Here is a 14,828-nt window from a genome sequence, read left to right as displayed (position 1 = left end):
TGTCGCTGGATCAGACTTCGTCGGGGCTGCGCAGGTTGGTGACCTGGATGCGCTGTTCACGACGCAGGTCTTTCTGGGCGGGCATCTCGGCACGGTAAATGCCTTGATCACCGACGACCCAGGAAAGCGGGCGTCGCTCCTGGCCGATCGACTCCTGCAGCAGCATCAGGCCCTGCAGGAAGGCTTCGGGGCGAGGCGGGCAGCCAGGCACGTAGACATCCACGGGGAGGAACTTGTCGACCCCCTGAACGACCGAGTAAATGTCGTACATGCCGCCGGAGTTGGCGCACGAGCCCATGGAGATCACCCACTTGGGTTCGAGCATCTGTTCGTAGAGGCGCTGGATGATCGGCGCCATCTTGATGAAGCAGGTGCCAGCGACGACCATGAAGTCGGCCTGACGCGGCGAAGCCCGGATGACCTCGGCGCCGAAGCGGGCGATGTCGTGGGGTGCCGTGAACGCCGTGGTCATTTCCACATAGCAGCAGGACAGGCCGAAGTTGTACGGCCAGAGGGAGTTCTTGCGACCCCAGTTGACCGCGCCACGCAGCACATCTTCGAGCTTGCCCATGAAGATGTTCTTGTGGACCTGGTCCTCTAGCAGCTGATCGGTGACGGTTTCCCGTTCACCGACAGGATACTGCTCGTTGGGCGCATCCGGATCGATTCTGGTGAGATTGTATTGCATGCCAAAGCCTCATTGTTTCAGCTTCGCTTGCCGCTTGCGGCGACCTTCGGGAGCCCAATCGAGCGCCCCGACGCGCCATAGGTAGACAAGACCAGCCAACAGAATTGCAATGAAAACGAGAGCTTCGACGAATCCGGTCCAGCCGCTTTCGCGGACGGACACAGACCATGCATACAGGAATAGGGCTTCGATATCGAAGATCACGAACAGCATCGCGACCAGATAGAATTTGGCGGACAGGCGCAGGCGGGCGCTGCCGACGGGCAGCATGCCGGATTCGAAGGGTTCGTTCTTGGCGCGGCCCCATGCCTTGCTGCCGAGCAGGCTGGACAGGCCGAGCATGAAGGCACACAGGCCGACGACACCCAGGAGGAAGATGGCAAAGCCCCAGTTGTGGGCGATGAGTCCTACCGAATCGGACATGCTAGAAATCCTTATACAGAGACCCAGCTCTGCAGTCTGAAATAAGTAGAGCGGCGACGCGGTGTCGCGGTTGCAGTGACCAAATGTCGCAGCTGAATCAATCGGGCTGATTTTATGGGTAAACCCAGTGCAAGTAAAATTTCTGTGGCAAATTTATTCGTAGGATTAAGAACAAAAATACTCGTAAATGGCTGAAACCCTTGATTTTCGGGCATTCCCGCCGCTTTTGTTAATTATGTTTCTTGCGTGGCGTAACGACACCTTGCTTATGTAATGATAATTAATATCATTTGAGGTGTTCTGCCATTTTTAACTTGGCCTGGCGCTTGCAAAGTTCATTTCAGCGGCGCCCCATCTTGCCAATGCGAAAGGGTCTCGTTCTAGCAGGTGCGCACAACCTTTGTACCGCTCTAGGTCAACACTTTATCGATTGAGCGGCCTGGGCTGAATCGTGACCGCTGGTCGATGCATATATAGGAGGGCGCGACCGGAGCGCGGGCTCTTGTGGCGAACAGTCATAAGCATAGACGCGATTCGCAGGGATGCTGCGCTGGCCTTATCGTCGGTAAGCCCGCTCCCATAACACCCGAAATAAAAAGGCCCAGGGCTTTCGCAAGCCCTGGGCCTTCATCAGCGCTTCGCTATCAGTGGAACTGCTCTTCCTCGGTCGAGCCGGTCAGCGCGGTCACCGAAGACGCACCCCCCTGGATCACGGTGGTCATGTCATCGAAGTAGCCGGTACCGACTTCCTGCTGGTGCGCCACGAAGGTATAGCCCTTGCTCGCGTCGGCGAACTCCTGCTCCTGCAGCTTCACGTAGGCGGTCATGTCGTTGCGGGCGTAGTCGTGCGCCAGGTTGAACATGCCATGCCACATGTTGTGGATGCCTGCCAGGGTGATGAACTGGTGCTTGTAGCCCATGGCCGACAGTTCGCGCTGGAACTTGGCGATGGTGGCGTCGTCCAGGTTCTTCTTCCAGTTGAAGGATGGCGAGCAGTTGTACGACAGGATCTGGTCCGGGTATTCCTTCTTGATCGCCTCGGCGAAGCGGCGGGCTTCGTCCAGGTCCGGCTTGGCGGTTTCACACCAGATCAGGTCGGCGTACGGGGCATAGGCCAGGCCGCGGGCGATGGCCTGGTCGAGGCCGGCGCGCACCTTGTAGAAGCCTTCGCGGGTGCGCTCGCCGACCACGAACGGCTGGTCGTACGGGTCGCAGTCGCTGGTCAGCAGATCGGCGGCGTTGGCGTCGGTACGGGCCAGGATGATGGTCGGTACGCCGGCGACGTCGGCTGCCAGGCGTGCGGCAACCAGCTTCTGCACCGCTTCCTGGGTCGGTACCAGGACCTTGCCGCCCATATGGCCGCATTTTTTCACCGAAGCCAGCTGGTCTTCGAAGTGCACGCCGGCGGCGCCTGCCTCGATCATGTTCTTCATCAGTTCATAGGCGTTCAGTACGCCGCCGAAACCAGCCTCGGCGTCTGCCACGATCGGCGCGAAGTAATCGATGTAGCCTTCGTCGCCTGGGTTCTTGCCGGCTTTCCACTGGATCTGGTCGGCGCGGCGGAAGGCGTTGTTGATGCGCTTGACCACGGTCGGCACCGAGTCGACCGGGTACAGCGACTGGTCAGGGTACATGGACTCGGCCGAGTTGTTGTCGGCGGCCACCTGCCAGCCGGACAGGTAGATGGCCTGGATGCCGGCCTTCACCTGCTGGACTGCCTGGCCGCCGGTCAGGGCGCCCATGCAGTTGACGAAATCTTTCTCGGGGCGGAAGGACGGGTGGGCACCTTCGGTGACCAGCTTCCACAGTTTTTCTGCACCCTGGCGGGCGAAGGTGTGTTCCGGCTGCAGGGAACCACGCAGGCGGACGACATCGGCGGCGGTATAGGTACGGGTCACGCCTTTCCAGCGCGGGTTCTCGGCCCAGTCTTTCTCAAGGGCTGCAATTTGCTGTTCGCGTGTCAGTGCCATGGAAATAAAACCTCGTCGCATCAGTCTTGTGAAGTAGGTGCTTGTGCTCGGCGCGGTCAGAGACCTAGCGGCTGTCTGCCCAGCGGGAAGCGCTTGCGAACGAGAGGCTCGAAGGGGAAGAGGGCAGGCGGGCAGGGTGTGACTACAGGTCGGCTCGTGGTTGCCTTGCTGCGGTACGACAGGACTGCCGGTTACTGCGGTGATGCGCTTCCGTCCCTCGGGACAACTTCTTCGTCGCAGTCGCAATCCCGTCGAACCGCCTTGTGGGCCGTATGGACACGAGACGCCTCCAAGGGGTAGGGAGGAGCGCATCTCGAAGGCCCTTGCCAGGGCCTCTGATTAGCGGGAGCGAGGCCATCATGCCCTTGGGAAAAAGTGCCTGTCAAATGTTTTGTAGTGCTTTTTTTCGCTTACTACATCTTTGGTCTAATGAGACTCTTCGGTCAGTTTCAAGGCCTTTGGTCGAGGCCTTGAATTGCCTGGGATCACTCCAGAAGGTCGACTTTGACCCGTAATGTCATGTTTTCACCCCGCTGGGTGCTGTAGGTGATGGCCGAGGCGCTTTGTCCGGCCTGGCTCTGCTGGTTGTGTCCGGCCAGGGTGATCCATTCGCCGAGCTTGCCGGTGACCGTCGTGTCGGTGCTCTGGACTTTTACTACATCCTGGCGTTCGCTGCTCAGTCGGTCATTATTGGTGCTTATTTGCAGACGAACCGTATCACCGCTCAGGCTCGGGGTAACGTAGAAACCCTGGGTGACATTGCGGTATTCGGTGTCGCTCTGGATGCGGCCATAGCCGTCGGTGCTGGTACTTGTGATGGGGATGCTCTGGCCCACCTGGATCAGCGCCGGCTGGCCTTCGCTAGCCTGTATCTGTTGCAGGCCGCCTTCGCGGTTGCTGGTGCCGTATTGGATGACCCGGGCGTTGCCGTGGTTGTCCTGGAAGTTGCTGTCGTCGTTGTCGACGCTGATCAGCAGGCGCTTGGGCGCGGTGTCGAGTTGCTGCAGCAGAGTGCGCAGGTCGTCGATGCGCTCGGGGCTGGCATTGACGATCAGTTTGTTCTCGAAGGCACTGACGGTGCCATCCTTGCCCAGGAACGACTGGGCCGTCGGCAGCAGTTCGGCGCTGGTGCGGTGCTGCAGCGGCAGGACTTCGGTGGCGGCCAGCGCATTGAGGCTCGCGGCCAGCAGCAGGGAGGCGATGAGAGGGCGTAGCGGCATATCCATGATCTCCGCGGGTGGAATGATCATGATGGCAAATTTGTCGAGTATTTGCCGGTCGGGATGGGCGCAGGCCGTGAGCGGGTATCCAGGGTGTGGTCGCTTCCTGACAAATTCCGTAACATCGCGCCCTCGATTTTCGCCCAGGCCTGCTGCCCGGGCAAACCACAGGATGCCCATGAAACCTGCCCGACTCCGCGCCGACGTGCTCGCCGGCCTGACCACCTCGTTCGCCCTGGTGCCCGAGTGCATCGCCTTCGCCTTGGTGGCCCACCTCAACCCGCTCATGGGCCTGTATGGCGCTTTCATCATCTGTACCCTGACGGCGCTGTTCGGCGGCCGCCCGGGCATGATTTCCGGCGCCGCAGGCTCCATGGCCGTGGTCATCGTCGCGCTGGTGGTACAACACGGTGCCCAGTACCTGCTGGCCACGGTCCTGCTCGGTGGCGTGGTGATGATCCTGTTCGGTGTGCTGCGCCTGGGCAAGCTGGTGCGCCTGGTGCCGTACCCGGTGATGCTTGGCTTCGTCAACGGCCTGGCCATCGTCATCGCCCTGGCCCAGCTCGAGCACTTCAAGGACGGCGAGCACTGGCTCAGCGGCTCGCCTCTGTACCTGATGATCGGCCTGGTGGCCCTGACCATGCTGGTGGTCTACGTCCTGCCGCGTCTGACCCGTGCCGTGCCCCCGGCCCTGGTCGCGATCCTGGGGGTGGGCTTGCTGGTCTACCTGCTCGACCTGCCGACCCGCACCCTCGGCGACATGGCCCACATCGCCGGCGGCCTGCCGCAGCTGGCGTTGCCGCAGGTGCCCTGGAGCTTGGAGACCCTGACGATCATCTGGCCCTATGCGGTGTTGATGGCCATGGTCGGCCTGCTGGAAACGCTGCTGACCCTGAACCTCACCGACGAGATCACCGAGAGCCGTGGCTACCCAGATCGCGAATGCGTAGCCCTGGGCGCGGCCAACATGGTCTCGGGCTTGTGCGGCGGCATGGGCGGTTGTGCGATGATCGGCCAGACCGTGATCAACCTCAGCTCCAATGGCCGGGGCCGGCTGTCGGGCGTGGTGGCCGGGGTGATGATCCTGTTGTTCGTGCTGTTCCTGTCGCCGCTGATCGAGCGCATTCCGCTGGCGGCGCTGGTGGGCGTGATGTTCGTAGTGGCCCAGCAGACCTTCGCCTGGGCGTCGCTGCGGGTGCTGCACAAGGTGCCGGCGAGCGATGTGCTGGCGATCATCGCGGTGACCGTGGTCACGATCTTCACCGACCTGGCCGCCGCGGTGTTGTTCGGTATCGTCATCGCGGCGATCAATTTCGCCTGGCAGCACGCCCGCGAGCTGTATGCCGACAGCCATGTCGATGACGAAGGCGGTAAGGTCTACCAAGTGCACGGCACCCTGTTCTTCGCCTCGACCACCCCGTTTCTCAACCAGTTCGACCCGGCGCAGGACCCGGCCAGCGTGACCCTGGACTGCAAGCACCTGAGCTTCGTGGACTATTCGGCAATCGCGGCACTGAAGACCTTGCGCGAACGTTATGCCAAGGCGGGCAAGCACCTGCGGGTGGTGCATCTTTCGGAACGCTGCAAGAAGCTGCTCAAGCGGGCGGGTGAGCAGCACTGACAAGCAGCACTGTCTGACCTGATGCATTCGCGGGTAAACCCGCTCCCACAGGATTTCGCGATCCCTGTAGGAGCGGGCTTGTCCCGCGATCAAGGGCGAAGCCCTTGTCAGGCGACGGTGATATCGGGTCCGGCCTAATCGCGGGACAAGCCCGCTCCCACAGGGTGCAGCAAATCAAATGGTCCTGCGTTGTTCTGTGGGAGCGGGTTTACCCGCGAATCGAGCGCGTAGCGCTCGCCTTATGACTCCCCGCGATTCTTCTTCAAGATGGCATCGGCAATGCTCGCCGGCGCTTCGGCATAGCGGGTGAACTCCATCGAGAAACTGGCCCGACCCTGGGTCATCGAGCGCATCGAGGTGGCGTAGCCAAACATCTCGCCCAGCGGTACTTCGGCGCGGATCACCTTGCCCGCCGGTGTCTCGTCGCCGTCCTGGATCATCCCCCGGCGCCGGCTCAGGTCGCCGAGGATATCGCCCTGGTACTCCTCGGGGGTCACCACCTCGACCTTCATCACCGGCTCCAGCAGTACCGCTCCACCTTTTTGCGACAGCTGCTTGGTGGCCATCGATGCGGCGATCTTGTAGGCCATCTCGTTGGAGTCGACGTCGTGGTACGAGCCGTCGTACACCGCAGCCTTCAGGCTGATCAGCGGGTAGCCGGCCAGCACCCCGTTCTTCATCTGTTCCTCGATGCCTTTCTGGATCGCCGGGATGTACTCGCGCGGCACCACGCCACCGACGATCTCGTTGACGAACTCCAGGCCTTCCTTGCCCTCGTCGCCTGGGGCGAAGCGGATCCAGCAGTGGCCATACTGGCCGCGCCCGCCGGACTGGCGCACGAACCGGCCCTCGATCTCGCAGGTGTTGCGGATCTTCTCACGGTAGGCCACCTGCGGCTTGCCGATATTCGCCTCGACGTTGAACTCGCGTTTCATGCGGTCGACGATGATATCCAGGTGCAGCTCGCCCATGCCGGAGATGATCGTCTGCCCGGTTTCTTCATCGGTCTTGACCCGGAACGACGGGTCTTCCTGGGCCAGCTTGCCCAGGGCAATGCCCATCTTCTCCTGGTCGGCCTTGGTCTTGGGCTCGACGGCCACGGAGATCACCGGGTCGGGGAAGTCCATGCGCTCGAGGATGATCGGCTTGTCCATATCGCACAGCGTATCGCCGGTGGTCACGTCCTTCATGCCGATCAGTGCGGCGATATCGCCAGCGCACACGTCCTTGATCTCGGCGCGCTGGTTGGCATGCATCTGCACCATGCGGCCGATGCGCTCCTTCTTGCCCTTGACCGAGTTGAGCACGGCGTTGCCTGAGCTGAGCACGCCGGAGTACACCCGGGCGAACGTCAAGGTGCCGACGAAAGGGTCGGTGGCGATCTTGAAGGCCAGGGCCGAGAACGGCTCGTTGTCGTCGGCGTGGCGCTCCAGGTGCTTGCTCTCATCGTCCGGGTCGGTACCCTTGATCGCCGGAATTTCGCTGGGGGCGGGGAGATAGTCGATCACCGCGTCGAGCATCAATGGCACGCCCTTGTTCTTGAATGACGAACCCAGGATGGTCGGCACGATCTGGTTGGCCAGGGTGCGTTGGCGCAGGCCGGCCTTGATCTCGTCGATGCTCAGTTCTTCGCCGTCAAGGAACTTCATGGTCAATTCGTCGTTGGCCTCGGCCGCGGCCTCGACCATGTGCGCACGCCATTCCTCGGCCAGGGCGCGCAGTTCGGCGGGAATCTCCTCTTCGCGGTAGCTGGTGCCCTGGTCGGCATCGTTCCAGTAGATGGCCTTCATCTTCACCAGGTCGATCTGCCCGGCGAAGGTCTCCTCGCTGCCGATGGCCAGCTGGATGGGCACCGGATGGTGGCCCAGGCGTTGGTCGATCTGCCTGACCACGCGCAGGAAGTCGGCACCCTGGCGGTCCATCTTGTTGACGTAGGCCAGGCGCGGGACGTGGTACTTGTTGGCCTGGCGCCAGACCGTCTCGGACTGCGGTTCGACCCCGTCGGCGCCGCTGAACACCACCACCGCGCCGTCGAGCACGCGCAGCGAGCGTTCCACCTCGATGGTGAAGTCCACGTGGCCTGGGGTGTCGATGATGTTGAAGCGGTACTTGTCGGCGAACTGCTTGGTCGAGCCTTGCCAGAAGGCTGTGGTGGCCGCTGAAGTGATGGTGATGCCGCGCTCCTGTTCCTGGGCCATCCAGTCCATGGTGGCGGCGCCGTCATGGACCTCGCCCATCTTGTGGTTGACCCCGGTGTAGAACAGGATGCGTTCGGTGGTGGTGGTCTTGCCGGCGTCGACATGGGCGACGATGCCGATATTACGGTACAGCTCGATGGGGGTCGTGCGGGCCATGGTCAGTCACCTGTGGGTGAACGGGTTCTCCCAAGGTAGCAGACGATGACGAACCTGACGGGGTCCTGGGGGAGTATCCGACGGTTGCCAAGCCGGAGGGGATGTGCCGCCTGATCCAGGGCACGTTCGCTGGTCTGCTGGAGTCGCTCATGGCCCTTCAATACCGCTGAAACGTGGTGCCGGCAGCACCCGCTGATCGCCGACCTGGCGCGCCACGCGCCAGTCGCCTGGTTCAACCCGGCTGTAGCCCAAGCGCTCAGGCCCTCCCGATGTGCCGCTGGGGCTGGCGATATTGCCCAGGCCAGTACCCGGCTTGAGCGTTTCGCACCGTTCATCGCTTCGGCGTTCCCGCAGACGGCGGCTTCCGGCGGCCGTCGGGGCGAATCAGTCGGCCAGGGCCTGCAAATGCCACTGGCCATCGGTTTCCCGGGCCAGGCCGCTGGCCGGCAGCAGGGCCAGCAGGCGTTCGTGCAGTGCAGCTTCGGTGAAGGCCTTGACGGTGCCCAGGTCCAGTTCGCCAAGCAACTTCAGGTCGGTCTTGGTGTAGGACAGCCAGGCTTTCTTCAGTACCTGCAACACATCGCTGCCGGCGGTGTTGGCAAAGCGGCGATGCAGCGTACGGCCTTCCAGCTCGAAGGTATGGCGGTGGGTGTAGCCGGTTTCGTCACCGCCAAGGTCGGTGCAGCGGTGGCAACGGCAGGCACCTTCGCCGAAGGCGTTGCGCAGGTAGGCATTGAAATCCACGACGGGCTTGAGGGTCAGGCGTTTGTCGACCTCGAACAGGTCAGCGATCAGGGGTTCTTCGGCGCTCACTCGGCATCCTCGTGTGGTGTGGCGTGCATCGGCGGGCACCCTAACAGATTGGGGCAGGGGAGGCCACGCTTGTGGGACGGACTACGGGGTGGCAGTACAAATGTTTCCTGCGCCACTCGCACCTGGCCGTCACCTGCCGTACCCTATGCGCCCCGCGCCTGGTGCGCTGTCCCAGTTCCCATGAGGCATCCCGATTGAGCAAATACCCCTACATCGCCACCATCACCGTCAGCGCCGAAGACCGTGGGGGTGACGCCGAAGCCATGGAGAATCCCGGCATGCGCGTGGGCCTGGAGGCGGTCACCGAGACCCTGAAGAAAGTACACTTCGTTGGTACCCTGGCAGCACCGGAAAAAAACGCCACGCACATCTGCGTGACCTTGGAGAACGGCCTGACCTATTACGGCCCCATCGTCAACGGCCACGCCGAGCTCGAAGGCGGCTGGATCGCCTTCGAGTCCGACATGCTCACGCCCGAGGAGCTGGGGCTCTAAGCGCAGCCCAGTTCGGCCAGGCACTGTTCGAGGATATCCAGGCCTTCCTCGAGCACATCAGGCTCGATCGTCAACGGGGCCAACAGGCGAATGATGTGTCGCGCCTTGCCACTGGGCATCAGCAACAGCCCCTTGGCTCGCGCAGCCTCCATCACCTTGGCCAATTGCGCAGGTGCCGGGCTGCCGTCGGCATTGACGAACTCCAGGCCGCGCATGGCCCCGGTGCCTGTCAGGCGACCCAGCGCCGAAGTCAGCCCGGACGCCTTCCAACGTTCGTAACGTGCGATGATGGCCTGTTCCTGGCGCTCGCCCCAGGTGGCCAGGTTCTCGTCGCTCATCTGCGCCAGGCTGGCCAGTGCCGCCGCGCAGGCGATCGGGTTGCCGGAATAGGTGCCGCCCAGGCCGCCCTTGGGCAGCGAGTCCATGATCGCCTTGCGCCCGACCACGGCCCCCAACGGCATGCCGCCGGCGATGCTCTTGGCCAGCAGCAACAGGTCTGGCTCGATCCCCAGGCGCGGGAAGGCGAAGCGCTGGCCGGTGCGGCCGAAGCCGGACTGGATCTCATCGATGATGATCAGGATCCCATGCGCGTCGCAGAAACGGCGTAGCGCCTGGGCGAATGCCGGGTCCAGCGCCAGGAAGCCGCCTTCGCCCTGCACCGGCTCGAAGATGAACGCCGCCACATCCTCCACGGCCAGCTCGACGCTGAACAGCCGGTCCATGGCCTTGAGCGCCTGTTCGCAGGTCACGCCGGTGTCGGCACTGGGGTAGGGCAAGTGGTAGACCGGCCCTGGCAGCTCGCCCACGCGCTGCTTGTAGGGCATTACCTTACCGTTGAGGTTGAGAGTGGCCAGGGTACGGCCATGGAACCCGCCATCGAAGGCGACGATGGCACGTTTGCCGGTCGCACCACGCGCTACCTTCAGGGCATTTTCAGCCGCTTCCGCACCGCTGTTGGTGAGCATGCCCGCCAACGGGTAGCTGACCGGCACGAAGTGGCGCAGGCGTTCCATCAATTCCAGGTACGGGCCATGGGGCGCGGCATTGAACGCGTAATGGGTCAGGCGGGTAGCCTGGGCCTGGATCGCTTCTACCACGGCAGGGTTGCAATGGCCCAAGTTGAGTACCCCGATACCGCCGACGAAGTCGATATAACGCTTGCCATCGGTATCCCAGACTTCGGCATTGCGGCCATGGGAAAGTGTAATCGGGTGAACGATGGCAATGGAGTGGCTGATACTGTCCTGTTGCATGGGCACGCAAACCTCTTGTTCGGGTTTCTTATTATCGAAGCGTGCGGGCTCGGTATCGATTCGTGCAAACGAATTATTCGATTGCGGTCATTCCTTTAATTCTTGGATCGAGCAGGCCAGGCCGAACAGCTCCAGCGCGCTGCGGATATCTGGTTAGCATGCATGGGTTACGTTCGCCGACCCCCTTGAGCAAAAAAGGAAGGAATTCATTCCGTAACGGAATTATGTGCTTCGAAAAGGTCGTTTGTTGACCTTGCCTTATCGATTAATACTGACCCGCGTCAACGATTACAACCCGCTGTCGATGTAGGAGAAAAAACATGAAGGTTGTCGATCTGCCCGCGCCTGTTTCCGAATAAAACAATAACTCAGCAATTACGACTTACTCGCATCCTGCTCCATTTTTCAGCCGCCCCTTGCGGCGGCCGACCCATTCGAGGGTTCCCCATGGCATCGCAACAACAAAAGAAACAGCGTTCGCTGCAGCACGGCCTGACCTCACGTCAGGTATCCATGATTTCCATCGCCGGCATCATCGGCGCGGGCCTGTTCATCGGCTCCTCCAACGCCATCGCCACCGCCGGACCGGCCATCCTCATTTCCTACGCCATGACCGGCCTGCTGGTGCTGCTGGTGATGCGCATGCTCGGTGAAATGGCCATCGCCAACCCCAACAGCGGTTCATTCTCCACCTATGCCGCTGAGGCCATCGGCCCTTGGGCAGGCTTCACCATCGGCTGGCTGTACTGGTGGTTCTGGGTGTTGATCATCCCAGTCGAGGCCATCGCCGGCGCGGACATTCTCCACGCCTACTTCCCGGTGGTGCCGTCCTGGCTGTTCGCCTTCCTGATCATGATCGTGCTGTCGGGCACCAACCTCATCAGCGTGAAGAACTTCGGAGAGTTCGAATACTGGTTCGCCCTGGTCAAGGTAATCGCCATCCTGGCCTTCATCGGTATCTGCAGCCTGGCGGTATTCGGCGTCTGGCCCCTGGCTGAAACCTCCGGTGTCAGCCAGCTGTGGGCCAACGGCGGTTTCATGCCCAATGGTTTTGGTACCGTGCTTGGGGGTGTGCTGATCACCATCTTCTCGTTCTTCGGCGCGGAAATCGTCACCATTGCGGCCGACGAGACCGCCAACCCCAAGGAGAAGATCCGCCGCGCGACCAACCTGGTGGTGTACCGCATCGCCATCTTCTACCTGGCGTCCATCTTCCTGGTGGTGTCGCTGGTGGCCTGGAACGACCCGGGCTTGAAGGCCGTCGGCTCGTTCCAGCGCGTGCTCGAGGTACTGAACGTGCCGGGTGCCAAGCTGATGGTCGACCTGGTGGTGCTGGTGGCGGTGACCAGTTGCATGAACTCTGGCCTCTACACCGCATCGCGCATGCTCTATTCCCTGGGTGCGCGGGGCGAGGCGCCGCGGATGATCAAGCGCATCTCAGGCAATGGCGTACCCACCGTGGCGGTGGTGCTGTCGACCCTGGCGGGTTTCGTCGGCTGCTTCGTCAACTACGTGTTCCCAGGCAAGGTGTTCGGCTTCCTGCTCTCGACCACCGGCGCCATCGCCTTGCTGGTATACCTGGTGATCGCCGTGTCGCAGCTGCGCATGCGTGCCCGCGCCGAGCGCGAAGGCACGGAGCTGGCGCTGAAGATGTGGCTGTTCCCCTGGCTGACCTGGCTGGTGATCGGCCTGATCGTCCTGGTGCTGGGCTACATGCTGTTCAGCGATGCGTACCGCTACGAGACGTTGATGACCGCTGCAGTGACCTGCTTCATCCTGTTGATCGCCTTGACCCGTCGTCGTACTGCTGCAAGGGCGGCGCAGCCTGCCTGACTACGTCCGTGAAGCAAGGCCCAGTTGCTGCAGGGCCCTGCTCGCGATCTGCCGGGTCAGCTCGCCCGCATCCAGGTGCTGCCCCAGGCGCAACGCCTGGCCTGCCCATAGGTTGCTGAAGTCGCTGTTGCCTTGGGGATCGCGGATCGCCCGCAGTGGCATCAGCGCGCCCCCGGCCAGCGGGAAGCGCGGCGCCAGCGGGCTCATCGGCCCCAGCTCGCGCATGATGCGGTTGTTGATGCCACGCGCCGGGCGGCCGGTGAACAGGTTGGTCAGTGCTGTGTCGCTGGCCGGGGTGCTGTCCAGCGCGCGGCGGTGGGCCGGCGATACCTTGGCCTGCGGGCAGAACAGGTAGGCGGTGCCCAGCTGTACCGCCGAGGCACCCAGGGCCAGGGCGGCGACCAGGCCGCGGTGGTCGCCGATACCGCCGGCGGCGATCACCGGTACCCGCACCGCATCCACCACCTGGGGCACCAGTGCCAAGGTACCGACCTGGCTGGTGATGTCTTCGCTCAGGAACATGCCGCGGTGCCCACCCGCTTCGTAGCCCATGGCGATGACCGCGTCACAGCCATTGGCCTCCAGCCACACGGCTTCTTCCACCGTGGTGGCGCTGGACAGCACCTTGGCGCCACTGGCCTTGACCCGTAGCAGCAGGTCGGCCTGGGGCAGGCCGAAGTGAAAGCTCACCACCTCGGGGCGCAGCTGCTCCACCAACTGGCAGCTCTGCTCGTCGAACGGGGCACGGTTGGAGACCGGCGTCGGGGCGTCGAAGTCCGCGCCCACTTCCTCGTAATACGGCTTGAGCGCCTGCTTCCAGCGCCGGTCGCGCTCGGCATCGGGCGCCGGTGGCTGGTGGCAGAAGAAGTTCAAGTTGAGCGGGCCTTTGCAGCCGGCACGAAACGCCTCGATCTCGGCGCGCACCTGCTCGGCACTGAGCATGGCGCAGGGCAGGGCGCCGAGCCCGCCGGCATTGCCTACGGCGATGGCCATGGCTGAGCCGGTGGCGCCCGCCATGGGTGCCTGGAGGATGGGCAACTGGATGCCCAGCAGATCGAGAATGCGTCGGTCGGGCCAGTTGCTCATGCGCTACTCCTTGTGGCGGGTTGTGGCGGGGGCGGGCGAGGGATTACAGGGCCTTGCTGACCTGGATGTCGCTGATTTTCTCGGCGTCCTCGCCATGGATCTTGCGCAGCGCTTCCAGGGCCTGTTCCTGGGAGGCGTCGGGCATCAAGGCGAAGTCCCAGCGGCGCTCGCCGTCGAGCTTGTACTTGATCACGTATTTGATGGTCTGGGTCATGGCGGGGCCTTATCCGAGTCTGGAGGACGAACGGCGAATGATCTTGATCTTGTGGGTGAAGGTCGGCTTGCGCGTCACCGAGATCGGGCGCGGGCTCACGGTATCGATGGTGATGTTCCAGAAGCCGGTGCTGGGCACGGTGATCTTGGCCGGGAACTTGATGAAGTGCCCACCATGGTAGGTGTGCCGGCCGCCATTCTTGAAGCTGCGGAAGTTGGCGTCGTTCATCAGGCGGATATTACAGCGCTGGGAGCATTCGATGACGACCACGTCGTCCTCGTTCAGGTGCTCGCGCTGGTGTACGAATTTCATGGGGTGCTCCGCAAGGGTTGGTTCAGCAAAGGCAAACGATACCACGATGTCAGGATGGACTCGCGCCCGGATGGTCGGGCCGAAGATAAATCTGCCAAACCAGGGAGCAAATCCGCCCGGCTGTTGTCAAAGCGTTTCTTGTCGATTCCAAGGGTGGTGCGAATGAAGTGGTTGGTGGCGGCGATGTCGTTGGTGGTGCTGGGCGGCTGTGTCAGTGTTTCGGAACTCGAACAATCCCGGGAGACCCTTGACGTGATGTCTGGCAAGACGCCTCGCCAGTATGCCGACTGCGTCAAGAACAAGCTGGCCGAAACCCGCGACCCTCTGGTCGAAGAGCCTCTCGGCGACGACGGCCTGCGCTTGATCGTGCCGCAGAAGCTTTCCGCAGGTGCCGGCCCTGCAGCCCTGGTGGATATCGACAAGCGTGGCAGCGGCAGCAGCATCAAGCTGCACGAGCGGCTGAACAACTTCCCTCTGCGCTTGGGTGACGTGCGCACCGCGGCGACCCAGTGCATCTCAGGATCTTGATCCAGCTCAGCCAATGAGC

General features: G+C 62.6%; 14 protein-coding genes. 4 read left to right on the top strand and 10 right to left on the bottom strand.

The genetic code is table 11. From position 1 onward, the window contains the following. Nucleotides 1-10: 10 nt before the first annotated feature. From K8374_RS15115 to K8374_RS15100, 4 genes are all read right to left on the bottom strand, one after another. A complete protein-coding gene (locus K8374_RS15115; RefSeq protein ID WP_043209157.1) occupies nt 11-688 on the bottom strand; it encodes a NuoB/complex I 20 kDa subunit family protein in 678 nt (225 codons plus the stop codon). Nucleotides 689-697: 9 nt separating this feature from the next. Further along, nucleotides 698-1,111, bottom strand: coding sequence for an NADH-quinone oxidoreductase subunit A (locus K8374_RS15110; protein ID WP_043209159.1), 414 nt, complete (start codon nt 1,109-1,111; stop codon nt 698-700). A 644-nt stretch (nt 1,112-1,755) separates the two neighbouring features. Next, nucleotides 1,756-3,081 (bottom strand): isocitrate lyase, encoded by a 1,326-nt coding sequence (gene aceA, locus K8374_RS15105; protein ID WP_084859163.1) that lies wholly within the window; start codon nt 3,079-3,081, stop codon nt 1,756-1,758. 485 nt (nt 3,082-3,566) lie between these two features. After that, entirely contained in the window at nt 3,567-4,331 is a 765-nt protein-coding gene (locus K8374_RS15100) for a secretin N-terminal domain-containing protein (RefSeq protein ID WP_224456243.1), read from the bottom strand. Nucleotides 4,332-4,479: 148 nt separating this feature from the next. Here K8374_RS15100 and K8374_RS15095 point away from each other — a divergent pair, with 148 nt between their 5' ends. After that, entirely contained in the window at nt 4,480-5,922 is a 1,443-nt protein-coding gene (locus tag K8374_RS15095) for a SulP family inorganic anion transporter (RefSeq protein ID WP_224456242.1), read from the top strand. A 239-nt stretch (nt 5,923-6,161) separates the two neighbouring features. Here K8374_RS15095 and fusA read toward each other — a convergent pair whose 3' ends face one another. Continuing rightward, complete coding sequence (fusA, locus tag K8374_RS15090) at nt 6,162-8,276, bottom strand: elongation factor G (RefSeq protein ID WP_224456241.1); 2,115 nt, start codon at nt 8,274-8,276, stop codon at nt 6,162-6,164. A 384-nt stretch (nt 8,277-8,660) separates the two neighbouring features. Next, nucleotides 8,661-9,089 (bottom strand): hypothetical protein, encoded by a 429-nt coding sequence (locus tag K8374_RS15085; protein ID WP_224456240.1) that lies wholly within the window; start codon nt 9,087-9,089, stop codon nt 8,661-8,663. Nucleotides 9,090-9,283: 194 nt separating this feature from the next. On the opposite strand from K8374_RS15085, the gene K8374_RS15080 reads away from it, so the two are divergent. Beyond that, on the top strand, nt 9,284-9,583 hold the full coding sequence (locus tag K8374_RS15080) for a hypothetical protein (protein WP_411969527.1): 300 nt from the start codon (nt 9,284-9,286) through the stop codon (nt 9,581-9,583). Here K8374_RS15080 and K8374_RS15075 read toward each other — a convergent pair. Then, on the bottom strand, nt 9,580-10,836 hold the full coding sequence (locus tag K8374_RS15075) for an aspartate aminotransferase family protein (protein ID WP_224456239.1): 1,257 nt from the start codon (nt 10,834-10,836) through the stop codon (nt 9,580-9,582). The two genes, K8374_RS15080 and K8374_RS15075, sit on opposite strands and share 4 nt — an antisense overlap. A gap of 447 nt (nt 10,837-11,283) precedes the next feature. Between K8374_RS15075 and K8374_RS15070 the strand changes: the two genes are divergently transcribed. Beyond that, on the top strand, nt 11,284-12,669 hold the full coding sequence (locus K8374_RS15070; protein WP_224456238.1) for an amino acid permease: 1,386 nt from the start codon (nt 11,284-11,286) through the stop codon (nt 12,667-12,669). On the opposite strand, the gene K8374_RS15065 is transcribed toward K8374_RS15070, so the two are convergent. From K8374_RS15065 to K8374_RS15055, 3 genes are read right to left on the bottom strand one after another with little or no spacing between them, the layout of a single operon-like run. Next, the gene (locus tag K8374_RS15065) at nt 12,670-13,755 is read right to left on the bottom strand and encodes an NAD(P)H-dependent flavin oxidoreductase (protein WP_224456237.1); all 1,086 of its coding nucleotides are present in this window, start codon (nt 13,753-13,755) and stop codon (nt 12,670-12,672) included. A gap of 43 nt (nt 13,756-13,798) precedes the next feature. Further along, on the bottom strand, nt 13,799-13,969 hold the full coding sequence (locus K8374_RS15060) for a hypothetical protein (RefSeq protein ID WP_172403075.1): 171 nt from the start codon (nt 13,967-13,969) through the stop codon (nt 13,799-13,801). Nucleotides 13,970-13,978: 9 nt separating this feature from the next. Beyond that, complete coding sequence (locus K8374_RS15055; RefSeq protein ID WP_084859148.1) at nt 13,979-14,281, bottom strand: DUF1883 domain-containing protein; 303 nt, start codon at nt 14,279-14,281, stop codon at nt 13,979-13,981. A 162-nt stretch (nt 14,282-14,443) separates the two neighbouring features. Between K8374_RS15055 and K8374_RS15050 the strand changes: the two genes are divergently transcribed. Continuing rightward, the gene (locus tag K8374_RS15050) at nt 14,444-14,809 is read left to right on the top strand and encodes a hypothetical protein (protein WP_224456236.1); all 366 of its coding nucleotides are present in this window, start codon (nt 14,444-14,446) and stop codon (nt 14,807-14,809) included. Nucleotides 14,810-14,828: the final 19 nt, after the last annotated feature.

The sequence above is a fragment of the Pseudomonas sp. p1(2021b) genome (genome assembly GCF_020151015.1).
Classification (GTDB): Bacteria; Pseudomonadota; Gammaproteobacteria; order Pseudomonadales; family Pseudomonadaceae; genus Aquipseudomonas; species Aquipseudomonas putida_K.
This window is presented reverse-complemented; position numbering and strand designations above follow the sequence as displayed.